Source organism: Enterobacter sp. DNB-S2 (assembly GCF_019443845.1).
In the GTDB taxonomy this organism is placed as follows: Bacteria; Pseudomonadota; Gammaproteobacteria; order Enterobacterales; family Enterobacteriaceae; genus Enterobacter; species Enterobacter asburiae_B.
Map to the genome: position 1 here is coordinate 1,102,786 of NZ_CP050520.1, position 17,010 is coordinate 1,119,795.

Consider the following 17,010-nt stretch of genomic DNA (forward strand, 5'->3'; position numbering starts at 1 on the left):
AGCAGTTCAAGGGAGTGTCCGGGCCCGTCAGACCGCTGTAGTCTGTTGGATTTGACTATGGCTGACAAACGGTTAAATTTAGCATTAGCTGTTAATTTTTCTAACGGACGAGACCATGACGCGCAGCTATCTCCCTCTTAATTCCCTTCGGGCGTTTGAAGCAGCTGCCAGGCATCTCAGTTTTACGCATGCCGCTATCGAGCTGAACGTCACCCATTCCGCGATTAGCCAGCACGTCAAGGCGCTGGAGCAGCACCTTAATTGCCAGCTGTTTGTCCGCGTTTCGCGAGGGCTGATGCTGACCACCGAAGGCGAGAATTTGCTGCCGGTGCTGAATGACTCGTTCGATCGCATCGCCGGAATGCTGGATCGTTTTGCCAGCCAGCGCGCTCAGGAGAAGCTTAAAATAGGTGTGGTAGGGACTTTTGCCACGGGTGTTTTATTCTCGCTGCTCGCGGACTTTCGCCGTTGCTATCCGCATATTGATCTTCAGCTTTCCACCCATAACAATCGCGTCGATCCGGCGGCCGAAGGGCTTGATTACACTATTCGCTACGGTGGCGGCGCGTGGCATGGAACCGATGCTGAATTCCTTTGCCCTGCGCCGCTGTCTCCGCTCTGTACACCTGACATAGCCTCAGTTCTCAAAAGCCCGGCAGATATCCTGAAGTTTACCCTGCTGCGCTCCTACCGGCGCGACGAATGGGCTGCGTGGATGCAGGCAGCGGGTGAACATCCTCCCTCGCCGACGCACCGGGTGATGGTGTTTGATTCGTCCGTGACCATGCTGGAAGCCGCGCAGGCAGGCGCAGGGATTGCCATTGCGCCTGTCGACATGTTTACCCATTTACTCAGCAGCGAGCGCATCGTGCAGCCGTTTGCAACGCAGATTGACCTCGGCAGCTACTGGCTCACAAGGCTACAGTCACGGACAGAAACGCCCGCAATGCGCGAGTTTGCCCAGTGGCTGGTGGGGAAGATGCAGAAATAAAAGGCCCGCCGGATGGCGGGCCAGAAGCGTCAGATAGTGACCACCGCAATCAGCGTCACCACGGTCAGGATGGTCGCCAGACCGTAGAACACCCATTTTCCGCTCGGGACATGGATTTTCAGGTCATGCATCGCATGGTGAATACGGTGCAGGCCACACCACAGCGGCAGGGCGATCATCAGGAAGATGAACACGCGGCCGATAAAGCTGCTCGCGAACGCCAGCACGCGCTCGTAGCTCAGCGCATCGCCCGGGAACAGCCCCAGCGGCAGCATAATGCCGACCAGCAGGATGATGACGGGGGCGATGATGGCACTCCACATGCCGCCTGCGCCAAACAGGCCCCAGAAGACCGGCTCGTCAGAACGTTTTGGATTTGGATTGATCACAGGTGTCTCCTTACCAGAACAGTGCGACAAACAGAATGACCACAGTGACCAGAATCGTCACTGCCCAGAGTCCTTTAATTACCGGCTCTGGCCCCATTTTCTCGCCTTTTACGATGATGTTCGCTGCTTTTGGCGCCAGCTCAAACCAGGTTTTGGTATGAAGCAGCGCGGCCGCGAGCACGATCAGGTTCAGAACAACAATGATCGGGTTTTGCAGGAAACCGACAAAGCTGGCCCAGGCTTCCGGGCCATGCTTGAGGGCAAAAACGCCGTACATCAGCTCAAGGCTGAACCAGACCGCCGGTACCGCCGTGCCTTCACGCAGCATGTAGAAGCGATAAAACGGCAGGTTTTTCCACCAGGTGGACGGCACAGGCCGCACATAGGCTTTGCGTTTAGTCGTCATCATGCACTCCTTAGCGTGGTTTCAGGGTTGCGATAAGAAAGTCTTTCGAGCTTTCCACTTTACCCTGCTGAATTGCGGCGGCCGGGTCGACGTGCTTCGGACACACTTCGGAGCAGTAACCCACAAAGGTACAGCTCCAGACGCCGTTCTGGCTGTTAAGCTGCGCCATACGTTCTTTTTTACCGTGGTCGCGGCTGTCTTCGTTATAGCGGTGCGCCAGGGTAATGGCGGCCGGGCCGATGAACTCCTTGTTCAGGCCAAACTGTGGACAGGCTGCGTAGCACAGGCCGCAGTTGATGCAGCCGGAGAACTGATGATATTTCGCCATCTGAGCCGGCGTCTGGGTATTTGGCCCCTGATCCGGCGTGCGCGGATTACCGATGATGTACGGCTTAATGGCTTCCAGGCTTTCGATAAAGTGGGTCATATCGACCACCAGATCGCGTTCAATCGGGAAGTTGCCCAGCGCTTCGACCTTAATGCCTTTGGTGTACTCGCGCAGGAAGGTCTTACAGGCCAGCTTCGGCACCTTGTTGACCATCATGCCGCAGGAGCCGCAGATTGCCATGCGGCAGGACCAGCGGTAGCTCAGGTCTGGCGCCAGGTTATCTTTGATATAGCCGAGCGCATCCAGCAGGGAGGTTTGCTCGTCATAAGGGACTTCATAGAAAGCGCTGTGCGGTGCGGCGTCCACTTCCGGATTGTAGCGCACCACTTCAACCTTCATTTTTTGCATCTCAGCCATTCGCCTTCTCCTTCTTCTCGGCGGCTTCTGCTTCTGCACCGTACACGCGTTTAGCCGGCGGCAGCGTGGTGATTTTCACGTCGCTGTAGTCCAGACGTGTGGTGCCATCTGCATCGCGCCAGGCGAGAGTGTGTTTCAGGAAATTGACGTCGTCACGTTCGGTACAGCCTTCGTCCAGACGCTGGTGGGCCCCACGCGACTCTTTACGCGCCAGCGCAGAGTGCGCCATACATTCCGCGACGTTCAGACCGTGGCCCAGCTCGATGGTGTAGAGCAGGTCGGTGTTGAATACGCTGGAGGTATCGGTGATGCGTACGCGCTTGAAGCGCTCCTGCAGTTCCGCCAGCTTGTCGACGGTTTTTTGCATCAGCTCTGGCGTACGGTAAATACCGCAGCCTTCTTCCATCGACAGGCCCATCTCGTCGCGGATCTTAGACCAGTTCTCGTTACCCTCCTGGTTCACCAAATCTTTCAGGCGTTTTTCAACGTCTGCGACCTGCGCATCCAGCGCGGCACCGTTGGCTTCGCCTGCGGTAGCTGCCCGCTCCATCGCGCGCTCGCCCGCCATGCGGCCAAAGACGACCAGCTCTGCCAGCGAGTTAGACCCGAGACGGTTGGCGCCGTGTAGACCCACGGAGGAACACTCGCCGACGGCGAACAGGCCTTTAATACGGGTTTCGCACTGCTGGTCGGTTTCGATCCCGCCCATGGTGTAGTGCGCGGTTGGACGCACTGGAATCGGCTCTTTCACCGGGTCGACGCCGACGTAAGCTTTCGCCAGCTCGCAGATGAACGGCAGACGTTCCAGCAGTTTCTTCTCACCAAGGTGACGCAGGTCGAGATAGACCACATCGCCGCGCGGCGTGGAGATGGTGTTGCCTTTGCGCCACTCGTGCCAGAAGGCCTGAGAGACTTTGTCGCGCGGGCCGAGTTCCATGTATTTGTTCTTCGGCTCGCCGAGCGGAGTTTCCGGGCCCATGCCGTAATCCTGCAGATAGCGGTAGCCGTTTTTATTGACCAGAATACCGCCTTCACCGCGGCAGCCTTCCGTCATCAGAATGCCGGATCCCGGCAGGCCGGTTGGGTGATACTGCACGAACTCCATATCGCGCAGCGGTACGCCGTGACCGAGCGCCATGCCCATGCCGTCACCGGTGACGATGCCGCCGTTGGTGTTATAACGATAAACGCGACCCGCACCGCCCGTTGCCATCACTACCGCGTTGGCGCGGATCTGGACAAGCGTGCCTTCCATCATATTCATCGCCACCAGGCCACGCGCCTGGCCGTCATCAACCAGAATGTCGAGGACGAAATGTTCATCGAAGCGCTGAATTTGTGGGAACTGAAGGGAGGTCTGGAACAGGGTGTGCAGCATGTGGAAGCCGGTTTTATCGGCGGCGAACCAGGTGCGTTCAATCTTCATACCGCCAAAGCGGCGAACGTTGACGCTGCCGTCCGGGCGGCGGCTCCACGGACATCCCCACTGTTCAAGCTGGGTCATTTCCGTGGGACAATGATGCACAAAGTAGTCAACGACATCCTGCTCGCAAAGCCAGTCGCCCCCTGCAACCGTGTCGTGGAAATGGTATTCAAAGCTGTCATGATCCTGCGCAACGGCGGCGGACCCTCCTTCTGCTGCCACTGTGTGACTACGCATTGGATAGACTTTTGAAATCAATGCGATTTTAGCGTTGGGATTAGCTTGTGCTGCAGCAATCGCAGCACGTAATCCAGCCCCGCCAGCGCCTATTACGGCAAGATCGGCTTGAAAAGTTTGCACGACATTCCTCCAGATTTTTGTTATTTCGCAACGCGACAAACTAAAGGTAGTTCACCCGTCCAAAAGGACGATTGCGAAAGCGTTTCCACTGCTCCTTTATGGGTAAAACAGTATAACCGTGTAGATGTCAGGGAAATTTGACGTGTTCGATTTTTTTGCTGTTCTGTACGGCGATTTATCATGAAGATTGATGAAATACGTCACGAAAAAGTTCACCTAAATGAAACGCGCTTTTTTACTGCGCAAAATTTGTCTCTGCCCCTGCTAACGAGTAGACTTCGTGCCCTTGTATGAAATCGGAGAACAACTCATGAGCGAAACGGCCACCTGGCAGCCGAGCGCATCCATCCCTAATCTGTTAAAACGCGCTGCAATTATGGCGGAGATCCGCCGTTTCTTTGCCGACCGCGGAGTCCTGGAGGTGGAAACGCCGTGCATGAGTCAGGCAACGGTAACGGATATTCATCTGGTGCCGTTTGAAACCCGTTTTGTTGGCCCCGGCCACTCTCAGGGCATGAATTTGTATCTGATGACCAGCCCGGAATACCACATGAAACGCCTGCTGGCGGCGGGGTGTGGCCCGGTGTATCAGCTGTGCCGCAGCTTCCGTAATGAAGAGATGGGTCGTCACCACAACCCGGAATTCACCATGCTGGAGTGGTACCGCCCGCATTATGATATGTACCGCCTGATGAATGAGGTGGACGATCTGCTCCAGCAGGTCCTGGACTGCTCAGAAGCCGAAACGCTCTCCTATCAGCAGGCTTTCCAGCGCCATCTGGAAATCGATCCGCTGTCGGCGGACAAAACCCAGCTGCGCGAAGCGGCGGCAAAACTGGATCTGAGCAACGTGGCGGATACCGAAGAGGATCGCGACACGCTGCTGCAGCTGCTGTTCACCTTCGGCGTAGAACCACAGATTGGCAAGGATCGTCCGACCTTTGTCTACCACTTCCCGGCAAGCCAGGCGTCGCTGGCGCAGATCAGTACCGAAGATCATCGTGTCGCAGAGCGTTTTGAGGTCTATTACAAAGGCATCGAGCTGGCGAACGGCTTCCACGAACTGACGGATGCCCGCGAGCAGCAGCAGCGCTTCGAGCAGGATAACCGCAAGCGCGCCGCGCGCGGTCTGCCGCAGCAGCCTATTGATGTGAATTTGCTTGAAGCATTAAAAGCAGGTCTGCCGGATTGCTCCGGCGTGGCGCTGGGTGTTGACCGTCTGGTGATGCTGGCCCTGGGCGCAGAGCAGCTTGGCGATGTGATTGCGTTTACCGTAGATCGCGCCTGACGGCAGTTTACCCTCTCCCGTGGGAGAGGGTTGCCCCGCTTACCTTACAAACTTCCCGCCGGGCGCGTACGCGCCGCTGACGTCAGCGTTCTTCCCGTTTTACGCCCGTCCAGGCTTTCGAGACGCATCTGGAACGGTGGGAACGGCATATCAATACCGTGCTCGCGGAAGCCCGCCAGAATCAGCTGGTGGATCTCATGGCGCAGCGGCATACGGTGTCCCATTTCGGCGGCGTAGATGCGCAGCTCGAAAATCTGGATCCCCTGCTGTAAATCCACAAGGAATACTTCCGGCGCCGGGTTGTCGATTACCAGCGAACAGCGCTCAGCGGCAGTGTAGAGGATCTGGGTGACCTCTTCGCTGTTGGCGTCCGACGGCGCCGGTACCGTCAGCACCACGCGGGTAACGGAGTCTGACAGCGACCAGTTGATGAACTGCTCGGTAATAAACGCCTTGTTTGGCACGATGATCTCTTTCCGATCCCAGTCGCTGATCGTCGTCGCACGGGTGTTGATCTTCGTGATGCTGCCGGTCAGATCGCGAATCGTTACGGTATCGCCAATACGGATCGGTTTTTCGAACAGAATGATCAGGCCAGAGATGAAGTTGGCGAAGATCTCCTGTAAACCAAAACCTAACCCTACACCAAGGGCCGCCACTAGCCACTGCAGCTTCGACCACTCAATACCGATCATCGAGAAGCCAACCAGCCCGCCAAACAGCATGATCAGATATTTGGTAATGGTCGTAATCGCATAGCCCGTCCCCGGCGTTAAATCCAGATGCTGCAGCAGCGCAAGCTCCAGCAGCGCCGGGAAGTTGCGTACCAGCTGCGTGGTGATGATCAGCACCAGAATGGCAATCAGCACCGCCCCTAAGGTAATCGGCTCCAGGCTTTCCACGCCCTGCACCGTAGACGTCACGTCCCAGAGCGAGATGTTCTCCAGGAAGCCAAATGCGGAGTGGATCTCTGACCAGAGGAAGATCACCGACAGGAGGGCAATCAGCATCAGGATGGAACGAACCAGGCGCAGGGACTGGGTACTGATGGCATCCAGATCCAGTTCGACCTCGTCCGCTTCCGTTGTGCCTTCCGTACTGTTGACGTGGTTTGGCTCTTCTTCACCCCGCGCGCGCTGGGCGAGGATCTCCGCCCGGCGATGCTTGGCTCGGTCAAAGGCCAGACGGCGGCGCTGGATCAGCATCCAGCGGCGGATCACGTGGTACACCACCAGCAGCAGGAACCAGATGGCCACCGAGGTTTCCAGCCGCGCCAGCAGCGCCTGCGCGGTTGCCAGATAGCCCACCGCGGCTGCCAGCATCGCAAACAGCGGCGCGCTAAGCAGCAGGTTCCAGAGCAGCCGGTTGAACATGTTTTCGCCGCTGCCGGATTTATCGAGATAGAGCGGAATACCCGCGCGTTTCAGGCTGAGCGTAACGATGGCCAGCGCCCCGCATATCAGCATAAAGCAGAGGCGCCCCAGCGAGCCTGAGAACTCCCGGTCGTTGAGATTATCGAACATGATCAGCGCCATAATCAGCGGCACAATCAGCCCGATGCTCATCAGGTAGTAACGCATGGCGCGCGCGACGCGATTACGCGGCCAGCCAAAGTGGGTGATGAACAGGCCATTGGGGCGCGCGAAGGTGGCGCAAATCATGACCACCCACAGCAGCGGCACCGTGGCGGTGACGCCATCGCCAATCGCGACCGCGAGCGGATAGGGCCAGGCTTCCCGCAGGCCATACCCCAGCGTCATCCACAGCACCGGCAGCGGAGAGGCGACAAGAATCGACCAGAATACGGTGCGCAACGTCAGCCAGAAGTGATCCTGGGTGACTTTCCCGACCCGGGAGCTGGAACGCTCCAGGAAGCGGGTGAAATGTCTGCGCGAGTAAATGCTGAAGCCCACCAGAATCAACGCCCCCAGCAGCGGGAAAATGGTCTCTTTGCTGGTAAACATCATCACGCTGGCCTGTCCCAGCTGGCTGACGGTGTCCAGCGAAATCAGGCGGCGCAGGTCCTGGACAATCTCAATCGGCCACGAGAAGGTCATCGGACGCACGTCGGACGTCCAGAAGAGATAACGGTGCGTAGCCTCGTTCACCTCTTTCAGCGCATCTTCCAGCTGGCTATTGGAGACTTTTAGCTTGGTCAGCTCCAGAATCAGCGTATCCCCGCCCTGGAGCAGAGAGTTCAGCAGTTCACGCTGGGTACGCAGCTGGGCTTCCAGAATACGGTTTTGCTCGCTGGTCAGGGGCTGTCCGTCAGCCTGACGGATCTGGCGGATTTGCGGCTGTTTATTGAGAAGATCTTCAAAGTGCAGTCGCTGAACGCGCAGCTGGGCCATCTCGGTATCCAGCTGTTGCGGCTTCGGCATTTCCGGCAGGCGCGCGACCTGGGCACGTAACGCTTCGCCCAGCAGGTTTGATGATCCGAGCCACTGGGACTGCTCGCGCAGGGTGTTGAGCGCCTGGCGAACCTGCAGGGTTTGATTGGTGGCCTGACGCTGCTGCGAGGCAACCAGATCCATGCGCTGCGCCTGCTGGTTCAGCGCGGCAGAAAGCTCGCGGTTGACCCTGAATTGTTCGTTGATACCGGCAGGCAGGTTTTCGCTGTTTTCCGCCAGCAGTTCGGTGCTTTCAAGGGCACGCTCGGCTTCGCGCTGACGCTGGCTGTTAAGCTGATTGCGCAGGGCCTGGAGATACGCATCCAGCTGCTCGCTCTGCTTCTGAGCGAGTTCAGAGCGCATCCGCGACAGCTCCTGGCGGTTATTGGCGGAAAGCTGCGCTAGCTCCAGCTCATCGACAAGGGCCTTCAGGCGAGCCGATTCTGCCTGCAGGCCCAGATTTTGAGCCTGAGCCTGTGGCGTATTGCCGCTTTGCGTACCCACGCGACGCTCAACTTCATTAAGCTGGCGGCGGGCATCGGTTTGCTGTTGCGGAAGCTGGCTGAGGGAGTCGGCAATTTCACGCGCTCGCTCCTGCTCCTGCTGGGCAAGGCGGCTCTTTTCCAGAAGCTGGCTGCTGACCTGCAGGATCTCCTGGTTCAGGGCGTCGGAGGTCATACCTGCTGGCACATCGCGCGGTTCGTCACGCAAATTATTGAGCTGCGCGCGTAGCGTCTGCGAGAGTTTGGGGAAATTGTCGATAACCTGCTGATACTGCTGAGCGCGCTCAAGAGAGCCTTTCCGCTCCTCAAGCGCGTTCAGGGCAGCCTGGAGCGACTCGACGGTCTCTGGCTGAGCGGGTTTAGCCGCTTTTGCCTGCTCCAGTTCCTGGGTTATCTGTTTGGCGTCGGGGGCTGTCGCTGCGTACGCCCCCATGCTGAGGCACCAGGCCATCAGTAGAACGATAATCGGGCGCACGTCAGCGATCCTTCTGTTGTTAGCCTTCGTCTTTTTTGTCGTCAACCAGCGGGCTGGCGTCGTGCTCGGCGTTGATCTCTTCCTGCGGTAGCGGCGCTGGTTCTGCATCCGGCGTAACGAAGGTTTCGGTAGAGACCGCCAGCGGCTGGCCCAGTTTGGTGACCGACAGGCTTTCGAGCTGTTCAGCCAGCTTCACTTTGCCCGGCGCAAACAGGTTGATTACGGTAGAGCCCAGCTTGAAGCGACCCATCTCCTGACCTTTCAGCAGGGCCACCGAGCCTTCCGCTTCACCGGCAGGCCAGGTCCAGCGTTTGATCACGCCTTCGCGCGGTGGGGTGATGGTGCCCGCCCAGACGGTTTCGATGCTGCCTACGATGGTCGCACCGACCAGAATCTGTGCCATAGGGCCAAATTCAGTATCGAACAGACAGATGACGCGCTCGTTACGGGCAAACAGGTTCGGCACGTTCTGCGCGGTCAGGTGGTTTACGGAGAACAGGTCGCCCGGGACGTAAATCATTTCACGCAGGATACCGTTACACGGCATGTGCACGCGATGGTAGTCGCGCGGTGACAGATAGGTGGTGGCAAACGTTCCGTTGCGGAACAGATCCGCCATCAGGTAGTTACCCGCCAGCAGCGCTTCCAGACTGTAGTTATGGCCCTTCGCCTGCAGGATTTTGTCGTCTTCGATATTACCCAACTGGCTGATCACGCCGTCTGCCGGCATCACCAGGACGTTAGGGTCGGTGTTCAGCGGGCGCACTTCGTCACGCAGCGGGCGTACGAAGAACTCGTTGAAGGTGCGGTAGCTGGCGGTATCCGGCTTCTGCGCCTCTTTCATATCGACCTTGTAATATTTTACGAAAAGGTCGATGACCAGTTTGGTCAGCCAGCCCGCGCGTTTGCTTGCGCCCCAGCCCGCCAGGCGAGTGAGCCACAGTTTTGGCAGAATGTATTGAAGCGAAAGTTTAAATGCGTTTAACAAGGTAGCCTCCAGGCCATTGTTTTGTCGTTCCTGATCCGGCGTTAAGCCGCCGGAACCTGAAAAAGGGGGACGATTTTAGCGATGCTTAGCTTAGTTGTCAGTTATCAGAATCAGAAAAGTTTTTACGCGTTTTTACGTCTTCCATGCTCTCAAGAATGCGGTGGTAATTCTCGAAGCGGGTTTCCGCGATCTCGCCTTTCTCAACCGCTTCACGGATAGCGCAGCCTGGGTCGTTATCGTGCTTACAGTCGCGGTATTTACAGGCGCCTAAATAATCATGGAATTCGACAAATCCGTTAAAGATTTGTTCCGGCTCAAGGTGCCACAAACCGAACTCACGCACCCCGGGGGAGTCGATCACGTCGCCGCCGTGCGGGAAATGATACAGACGCGAGGCGGTGGTGGTGTGCTGGCCCAGGCCAGAGACGTTGGACACATCGTTGGTCAGGATCTCTTGCTGGAGGCCGAGCAGGTTGTTCAGCAGGCTCGATTTACCTACGCCGGACTGGCCCGCAAAGATGCTGATGCGGTCGGTCAGCGCCTCTTCCAGCGGTTTAAGGCCATCTTTGGTGTGGCTGGAGACCATCAGCACGCGGTAACCAATCTTGCGGTAGATATCCATCTGCTCATTCACGAAGGCCATACCGTCGTCATCCAGCAGATCGATTTTGTTCAACACGATAATCGGTTCAACCTGCAGCGTTTCGCAGGCGACGAGATATCGGTCGATAATGTTGAGCGAAAGTTCGGGCAAAATCGCCGAAACAATGACGATCTGGTTAATGTTGGCGGCAATAGGTTTGACCCCGTCGTAGAAATCGGGACGGGTTAACACGGACGTGCGCTCATGAACCGCTTCAACGATACCTTTTACCGTAACGCCTTCCGCCGCCTCTTTACCCGGTCGCCAGACCACGCGATCGCCGGTAACCAGTGAACGGATGGTGCGACGGATATTGCAACGGTGGATATCCCCGTCGGCGGATTCGACATCGGCATGCATACCGAAACGGCTGATAACTACGCCTTCTGTCGCTTCACCAAACAGGTTGTCGTCATAATCCGGCTTCTCCGAAGTGGTTTTAAGACGGCGCTGGTGGTTGGCGTTTACGCGGCGCTGCTGCCCTTTGGAGAGTTTATTTTTACTCAATCGCGCTGGCTCCTGGTCGCCCGTAAAGGGCAAAACCTCTATGATACACTCTAATTAATACTAGTTAACCTGCTACTGCCGGTTATGCGAGAAGGGTGGAAAATAACATGAGCGCGGATGAAAACAACCTGATTTGGATCGATCTCGAAATGACCGGGCTGGATCCCGAGCGCGATCGCATCATTGAAATTGCAACGCTGGTGACGGACGCTAACCTGAATATCCTGGCTGAAGGGCCAACGATTGCGGTGCATCAGTCCGACGACCAGCTGGCTTTGATGGATGAATGGAACGTGCGCACCCACACCGGCAGTGGCCTGGTAGAGCGCGTGAAGGCTAGCACGTTCGGCGATCGCGAGGCGGAGCTGGCGACACTTGAGTTCCTGAAACAGTGGGTTCCGGCAGGCAAATCGCCTATCTGTGGGAATAGCATCGGCCAGGATCGCCGTTTCCTGTTTAAGTACATGCCGGAGCTGGAGTCATATTTCCACTACCGCTATCTGGATGTCAGCACTCTGAAAGAGCTGGCGCGTCGCTGGAAGCCTGAAATCCTCGACGGCTTCAAAAAGCAGGGGACTCACCAGGCGATGGACGATATCCGTGAGTCTGTGGCGGAGCTTTCCTACTACCGCGAAAACTTTATTAAGCTGTGATTTTGCGATCCGGCGCCTTGCGTGGCCGGGTTTTTGTCGTTAAATTGTTCAGCTTGCCGATTAATTAAGCATTTGAACTTAATTTCGAAAAAATCGCTTTAAGGGGGGTTGCAGCTAAAAGGATTTCTCGTATAATGCGCCTCCCGTAACGACAGAGAATTACACGTTACGACAGCAACAAAAGCAGTGCAGATTTGCGGGAATAGCTCAGTTGGTAGAGCACGACCTTGCCAAGGTCGGGGTCGCGAGTTCGAGTCTCGTTTCCCGCTCCAAAATTTGAAAAGTGCTTCCAAAGCACGGACCACCCAAGCGGGAATAGCTCAGTTGGTAGAGCACGACCTTGCCAAGGTCGGGGTCGCGAGTTCGAGTCTCGTTTCCCGCTCCAAAATTTGAAAGTGCTTCTAAAGCACGGACCACCCAAGCGGGAATAGCTCAGTTGGTAGAGCACGACCTTGCCAAGGTCGGGGTCGCGAGTTCGAGTCTCGTTTCCCGCTCCAAATTCTTCTTAATCTCTAAAATATCCACAGCGAAAAGAGTCGTTGGGGACGTTTTGTATTGTCTCTGAAATACTCTTGTGAACAGAGTTATCCACAGAAACTACGCTTAACCGTAACAGGGTTAAAACTTAGCAGGGTGAATAATATCTTTGTAACGCACTGTATTTATTAAATAAATTTTCATTTCAAAATGTTATTGAGATCACTTGACCTCTTCTCCAGCCCAGATGGCGCTTGAGTTTGTAATTTTATTCACAGGCTGTGAATAGTTCAGGCATCCCGCGTAAGCCCTTTTTCAATCACCCGCACCAGACGCTGTTTCTTCGGTAGCTGCACCTCGATCGTGCAGGCATTACGCTTCTCTATTTGCTGCGCAATCGCCCATTCTATGTGTTCATCAAGAAGTGGGTGCTCACCTTTACGGCTTTCAAGCGCCCGAATATTCGCTTCATCCCACGGGGCATTACCCAGCGCGACGGCAACATTACGCAGCCAGCGCAGATGACCGATACGGCGAATGGCCGAACCTTCCGTCACTTTCAGGAACCAGGCTTCGGTCCAGGCGAATAACTCAACCAGCTGCGGCGCATGCAGCGCCTTACGCGGGCTGAAATCCTCTTCGTCCGTGAGCTGCGAATAGCGGTTCCACGGGCAGATCAGCTGGCAGTCGTCGCAGCCGTAGATGCGGTTGCCGATAAGCGGTCGAAATTCCTCTGGAATGGCCCCTTCCAGTTCGATAGTGAGGTAGGAGATGCAGCGGCGCGCATCAACGGTGTAAGGCTCGACGATGGCACCCGTCGGGCAGATGGTCATGCAGGCCACGCAGCGTCCGCAGCCTTCTTCTACCGGGCCGTCTACCGGCAGCGGTAAATCAATCAGCAGTTCACCCAGGAAGAAGAACGATCCGGCATCGCGGCTAAGGATAAGTGAGTGCTTACCTGTCCAGCCAAGCCCGGCTTTTTCGGCGATCGGGCGCTCAAGAATAGGCGCAGAATCGACAAAGGGTCTAAAATTCAGCGAAACACAGTGCTGCTGAATAGTTTCCCCGAGTTTTTTTAAACGGTTACGCAAGAGCTTATGGTAATCACGTCCCAGGGCGTACCGGCTGACGTAACCCAGAGAGGGATTTTTTAGCGTGCGCGCAAAGGCCGCGTTGGCGGGCAGATAATTCATGCGCACGCTGATGACGCGTAACGTGCCCGGCAAAAGCTCGTGAGGGCGGGCGCGCATCATGCCATGACGCGCCATCCACTCCATTTCGCCGTGGTATTGTTTGTCCAGCCAGGCCTGCAGTTTTGGCTCGCTGGCGGAAAGGTCGGTATCGGTAATGCCCACCTTCTGGAAGCCAAGCTCAGCACCCCACTGTTTTATTTTTTGCGCTAATTCATTGAGATCGAGGGGCTGTGACATGACGGACCATACGGTGAAGAAAAACCCCACAAGTATACCACATTCCATCTGGCATGCGGATGACCTCCGGCGCGCCGAAAAAGAGGCCGCAGACAGCCTCGGGATTACCCTTTATGAACTGATGCTGCGCGCGGGGGAGGCGGCGTTTAACGTTGCCCGCAGCGCGTACCCTCAGGCCGCCCACTGGCTGATTCTGTGCGGTCACGGCAATAACGGCGGCGACGGCTACGTCGTCGCCCGTCTCGCGGTTGCGGCAGGTATCCGCGTGACGTTGCTGGCCCTGGAGAGTGATAAACCGCTGCCGGAAGAGGCCAGCGGGGCGCGGGAGGCGTGGCTTAACGCAGGCGGCGTGATTCATGCGCCTGATATCGTCTGGCCGGAAGAGGTGGATCTGATTGTTGACGGTCTGCTGGGTACCGGGCTACGCAGTGCGCCTCGCGAGAACATTGCCGCCCTTATTGAACACGCTAACAGACATTCCGCGCCGGTAATTGCCCTGGATATTCCCTCTGGCCTGATTGCACAAACCGGCGCGACGCCGGGGGCGGTCATTCAGGCTGCACATACGGTAACCTTCATCGCCCTCAAGCCGGGGCTACTGACCGGTAAAGCACGAGACGTTGTTGGCGTGCTGCACCACCATGCGCTGGGGCTGGAGAGCTGGCTGTCCGGGCAGGAAACGCACCTCGCGCGTTTTGATGCTTCGCAGCTTGCGGCGTGGCTCCCGCCGCGCCGGCAGACGTCCCATAAGGGCGATCACGGTAGGCTGGTGATTATTGGCGGCGACCATGGTACGGCAGGTGCAATTCGCATGACCGGCGAAGCGGCCCTGCGCTGCGGTGCCGGATTAGTGCGAGTACTCACTCGCATTGAGAATATTGCGCCGATCGTTACGGCCCGACCGGAGCTGATGGTCCATGAGCTTACGCCTCAGTCGCTTGAAGAAAGCCTGGAATGGGCGGACGTGGTGGTGATCGGCCCCGGGCTTGGGCAGCAGGCATGGGGCAAACAGGCCCTGCAAAAGGTCGAGAATTTTCGTAAACCGATGCTGTGGGATGCCGACGCGCTTAACCTTCTGGCATTAACCCCCGATAAGCGTCACAATCGCATTCTGACGCCACACCCCGGCGAAGCCGCGCGCCTGCTTAACTGCAGCGTGGCAGAAATTGAAAGCGATCGCTTACTTTCTGCTCAGCGTCTGGTAAAACGTTACGGAGGTGTTGCTGTTTTGAAAGGGGCTGGAACCGTTGTCGCCAGTGACGAGACGCAGGGCATTATTGATGCCGGAAATGCGGGCATGGCAAGCGGCGGCATGGGCGATGTGCTTTCCGGCATCATTGGCGCATTGCTTGGACAGAAACTTCCCCTTTATGATGCAGCCTGCGCGGGCTGCGTGGCCCACGGTGTCGCGGCGGATAAACTGGCCGCGCGTTACGGTACACGCGGCATGCTGGCCACCGATCTTTTTTGCACGCTGCGGCGTGTTGTTAACCCGGATGTGATTGACGTAGAAAATGACTAATCGAGCGATTCCTTTACCTGATGAACAAGCCACTTTAGAACTCGGCAAGCGCGTGGCGCAGGCCTGTCAGGGGGCAACCGTCATTTATCTGTATGGTGATTTAGGTGCGGGTAAAACCACCTTCAGCCGGGGTTTTTTGCAGGCGTTAGGGCATAACGGGAATGTGAAAAGCCCAACCTACACGCTGGTAGAACCGTACACCCTTGAAAATCTCATGGTGTATCACTTCGATTTATACCGCCTTGCGGATCCTGAGGAGCTGGAATTTATGGGGATCCGTGATTATTTTGCCAACGACGCCATTTGCCTGGTGGAGTGGCCGCAACAAGGTGCGGGTGTGCTGCCTGACCCGGATGTCGAAATTCACTTAGATTACCAGGCACAAGGGCGTGAGGCGCGCATCAGTGCTGTTTCCTCATCAGGCAGTTCCTTACTGGCGCGACTGGCCGGTTAAGCGTAGGGATGACGGGATGATAAATCGCGTTAAAGGTTGGTTGTTGGCTGCCACCGTGCTGCTGTGCGCGCAGGCCGGGGCGGCAAACCTCTCAGATATTCAGGTATCAAACGGCGAAAGCCAGGCCCGGATCACGTTCAGCTTTATGGGCGATCCTGAATATGCGTTCTCACAGCCAGACAGCCACAGCGTGGCGCTGGATATCAAACAAACAGGCGTGATCCAGGGGTTACCGCTGCGGTTCAGCGGTAATAATCTGGTGAAAAGTATCCGTTCGGGAACGCCGCAGGATAGCCAGTCGTTACGCCTGGTGGTTGATCTGACCGAAAAGGGCAAAACGAAGGCGGTGAAGCAGCAAAACGGGGCGAACTATACGGTGGTGTTTACCATCAATGCCGACGCGCCGCCACCGCCTCCACCGCCGCCGGTCGTAGCGAAGCGCGTGGAAGAACCGGTGTATACGCCGCGTCCTTCTGAACCTGCGCGTAATCCGTTTAAATCGCAGAACGATCGTATTACTGCGGCAACCAGCAGCAATACGGTGACGCGTCCGGCGGCCAGCGCGCGACGCGCGACGGTCAGCGGTGACAAAGTGATTATCGCCATTGATGCGGGCCACGGCGGGGAAGACCCGGGGGCGATTGGCCCTGGCGGCACGCGAGAGAAAAACGTCACTATCGCTATCGCGCGTAAACTGCGTTCGCTACTCAATGACGACCCCATGTTTAAAGGCGTGTTGACCCGCGACGGGGACTACTTTATCTCCGTAATGGGACGCTCGGACGTGGCGCGTAAGCAAAACGCGAACTTCCTGGTCTCTATTCATGCGGACGCCGCACCGAATCGTAGCGCCACCGGCGCCTCGGTTTGGGTGCTGTCGAACCGTCGCGCTAACAGCGAAATGGCCAACTGGCTGGAAGAGCACGAGAAGCAGTCTGAACTGTTAGGCGGCGCGGGCGACGTGCTGGCGAACAGCCAGTCCGATCCGTACCTCAGCCAGGCGGTGCTGGATTTACAGTTCGGTCATTCGCAGCGCGTCGGGTATGATGTCGCCACTAACGTATTGAACCAGCTGCAAAGCGTTGGCGTGCTGCATAAGCGCCGTCCGGAACATGCAAGCCTCGGCGTTCTGCGCTCCCCGGATATTCCGTCCATCCTTGTAGAGACGGGCTTTATCAGTAACAACGGTGAAGAGCGTCTGTTGGGAAGCGACAGTTACCAGCAGCAAATTGCCGAAGCGATTTATAACGGTTTACGTAAATATTTTGAGGCGCATCCTCTGCAGTCTGCGCCGCAGAGCGGCTCAGCACAGACGGCCAGCGCAGCGCTGCCGGGTGAGATGACCGCGACCAACTAAGGAGCATTC

14 protein-coding genes and 3 tRNA genes are annotated in these 17,010 nt (G+C 56.9%); 9 read left to right on the forward strand and 8 right to left on the reverse strand.

What is annotated here, in order from left to right; genetic code table 11:
• Positions 1 to 115: 115 nt before the first annotated feature.
• A complete protein-coding gene (ampR, locus tag HB664_RS05275; protein ID WP_219940439.1) occupies positions 116 to 991 on the forward strand; it encodes a LysR family transcriptional regulator AmpR in 876 nt (291 codons plus the stop codon).
• A 29-nt stretch (positions 992 to 1,020) separates the two neighbouring features.
• Here ampR and frdD read toward each other — a convergent pair whose 3' ends face one another.
• From frdD to frdA, 4 genes are read right to left on the reverse strand one after another with little or no spacing between them, the layout of a single operon-like run.
• A complete protein-coding gene (gene frdD, locus HB664_RS05280) occupies positions 1,021 to 1,380 on the reverse strand; it encodes a fumarate reductase subunit FrdD (RefSeq protein WP_219940440.1) in 360 nt (119 codons plus the stop codon).
• 10 nt (positions 1,381 to 1,390) lie between these two features.
• Entirely contained in the window at positions 1,391 to 1,786 is a 396-nt protein-coding gene (gene frdC, locus HB664_RS05285; RefSeq protein ID WP_029739890.1) for a fumarate reductase subunit FrdC, read from the reverse strand.
• A 10-nt stretch (positions 1,787 to 1,796) separates the two neighbouring features.
• Positions 1,797 to 2,531 (reverse strand): succinate dehydrogenase/fumarate reductase iron-sulfur subunit, encoded by a 735-nt coding sequence (locus HB664_RS05290; RefSeq protein ID WP_023310124.1) that lies wholly within the window; start codon positions 2,529 to 2,531, stop codon positions 1,797 to 1,799.
• Positions 2,524 to 4,314 (reverse strand): fumarate reductase (quinol) flavoprotein subunit, encoded by a 1,791-nt coding sequence (gene frdA, locus HB664_RS05295; protein ID WP_023310125.1) that lies wholly within the window; start codon positions 4,312 to 4,314, stop codon positions 2,524 to 2,526. Before frdA ends, HB664_RS05290 begins: the two co-directional genes overlap by 8 nt.
• 310 nt (positions 4,315 to 4,624) lie before the next feature.
• On the opposite strand from frdA, the gene epmA reads away from it, so the two are divergent.
• On the forward strand, positions 4,625 to 5,602 hold the full coding sequence (gene epmA / locus HB664_RS05300; RefSeq protein ID WP_069303550.1) for an elongation factor P--(R)-beta-lysine ligase: 978 nt from the start codon (positions 4,625 to 4,627) through the stop codon (positions 5,600 to 5,602).
• 44 nt (positions 5,603 to 5,646) lie between these two features.
• Here the strand turns inward: epmA and mscM are convergent, their stop codons facing one another.
• From mscM to rsgA, 3 genes are all read right to left on the reverse strand, one after another.
• Positions 5,647 to 8,970: a miniconductance mechanosensitive channel MscM gene (gene mscM, locus HB664_RS05305; RefSeq protein WP_039261016.1), complete on the reverse strand. Its 3,324-nt coding sequence runs from the start codon at positions 8,968 to 8,970 to the stop codon at positions 5,647 to 5,649.
• Between the two features lie 19 nt (positions 8,971 to 8,989).
• Complete coding sequence (gene asd / locus HB664_RS05310) at positions 8,990 to 9,958, reverse strand: archaetidylserine decarboxylase (protein WP_033144458.1); 969 nt, start codon at positions 9,956 to 9,958, stop codon at positions 8,990 to 8,992.
• Positions 9,959 to 10,055: 97 nt separating this feature from the next.
• Entirely contained in the window at positions 10,056 to 11,108 is a 1,053-nt protein-coding gene (gene rsgA / locus HB664_RS05315; RefSeq protein ID WP_023334242.1) for a small ribosomal subunit biogenesis GTPase RsgA, read from the reverse strand.
• A 107-nt stretch (positions 11,109 to 11,215) separates the two neighbouring features.
• Between rsgA and orn the strand changes: the two genes are divergently transcribed.
• The 4 genes from orn to HB664_RS05335 all read left to right on the forward strand — a co-directional run bounded on the left by orn (position 11,216) and on the right by HB664_RS05335 (position 12,258).
• On the forward strand, positions 11,216 to 11,761 hold the full coding sequence (orn, locus tag HB664_RS05320) for an oligoribonuclease (protein WP_023310130.1): 546 nt from the start codon (positions 11,216 to 11,218) through the stop codon (positions 11,759 to 11,761).
• A gap of 196 nt (positions 11,762 to 11,957) precedes the next feature.
• Positions 11,958 to 12,033, forward strand: a tRNA-Gly gene (locus HB664_RS05325).
• 37 nt (positions 12,034 to 12,070) lie between these two features.
• Positions 12,071 to 12,146: transfer RNA gene (locus tag HB664_RS05330), tRNA-Gly, on the forward strand.
• Between the two features lie 36 nt (positions 12,147 to 12,182).
• Positions 12,183 to 12,258, forward strand: a tRNA-Gly gene (locus HB664_RS05335).
• Positions 12,259 to 12,528: 270 nt separating this feature from the next.
• Here the strand turns inward: HB664_RS05335 and queG are convergent.
• Positions 12,529 to 13,668 carry a tRNA epoxyqueuosine(34) reductase QueG gene (gene queG, locus HB664_RS05340; RefSeq protein WP_064673121.1) on the reverse strand — a complete coding sequence of 380 codons (1,140 nt, stop codon included), beginning with the start codon at positions 13,666 to 13,668 and terminating at the stop codon, positions 12,529 to 12,531.
• Here queG and nnr point away from each other — a divergent pair.
• Genes nnr through amiB form a run of 3 tightly spaced genes read left to right on the forward strand, consistent with a single transcriptional unit; the run spans position 13,667 to position 17,001 of the window.
• On the forward strand, positions 13,667 to 15,190 hold the full coding sequence (gene nnr, locus HB664_RS05345; RefSeq protein WP_219940441.1) for a bifunctional ADP-dependent NAD(P)H-hydrate dehydratase/NAD(P)H-hydrate epimerase: 1,524 nt from the start codon (positions 13,667 to 13,669) through the stop codon (positions 15,188 to 15,190). The two genes, queG and nnr, sit on opposite strands and share 2 nt — an antisense overlap.
• A complete protein-coding gene (gene tsaE, locus HB664_RS05350; RefSeq protein WP_013095283.1) occupies positions 15,183 to 15,644 on the forward strand; it encodes a tRNA (adenosine(37)-N6)-threonylcarbamoyltransferase complex ATPase subunit type 1 TsaE in 462 nt (153 codons plus the stop codon). Before nnr ends, tsaE begins: the two co-directional genes overlap by 8 nt.
• Before the next feature lie 16 nt (positions 15,645 to 15,660).
• The gene (gene amiB / locus HB664_RS05355; protein WP_033144462.1) at positions 15,661 to 17,001 is read left to right on the forward strand and encodes an N-acetylmuramoyl-L-alanine amidase AmiB; all 1,341 of its coding nucleotides are present in this window, start codon (positions 15,661 to 15,663) and stop codon (positions 16,999 to 17,001) included.
• Positions 17,002 to 17,010 lie beyond the last annotated feature (9 nt).

Bases quoted from the DNA above. Each gene is read 5' to 3' on its own strand.
- amiB (WP_033144462.1), top strand. From the start codon at position 15,661: ATGATAAATCGCGTTAAAGGTTGGTTGTTGGCTGCCACCGTGCTGCTG.
- tsaE (WP_013095283.1), top strand. From the start codon at position 15,183: ATGACTAATCGAGCGATTCCTTTACCTGATGAACAAGCCACTTTAGAA.
- nnr (WP_219940441.1), top strand. From the start codon at position 13,667: ATGACGGACCATACGGTGAAGAAAAACCCCACAAGTATACCACATTCC.
- queG (WP_064673121.1), bottom strand. From the start codon at position 13,668: ATGTCACAGCCCCTCGATCTCAATGAATTAGCGCAAAAAATAAAACAG.
- HB664_RS05290 (WP_023310124.1), bottom strand. From the start codon at position 2,531: ATGGCTGAGATGCAAAAAATGAAGGTTGAAGTGGTGCGCTACAATCCG.
- ampR (WP_219940439.1), top strand. From the start codon at position 116: ATGACGCGCAGCTATCTCCCTCTTAATTCCCTTCGGGCGTTTGAAGCA.
- frdC (WP_029739890.1), bottom strand. From the start codon at position 1,786: ATGACGACTAAACGCAAAGCCTATGTGCGGCCTGTGCCGTCCACCTGG.
- orn (WP_023310130.1), top strand. From the start codon at position 11,216: ATGAGCGCGGATGAAAACAACCTGATTTGGATCGATCTCGAAATGACC.
- epmA (WP_069303550.1), top strand. From the start codon at position 4,625: ATGAGCGAAACGGCCACCTGGCAGCCGAGCGCATCCATCCCTAATCTG.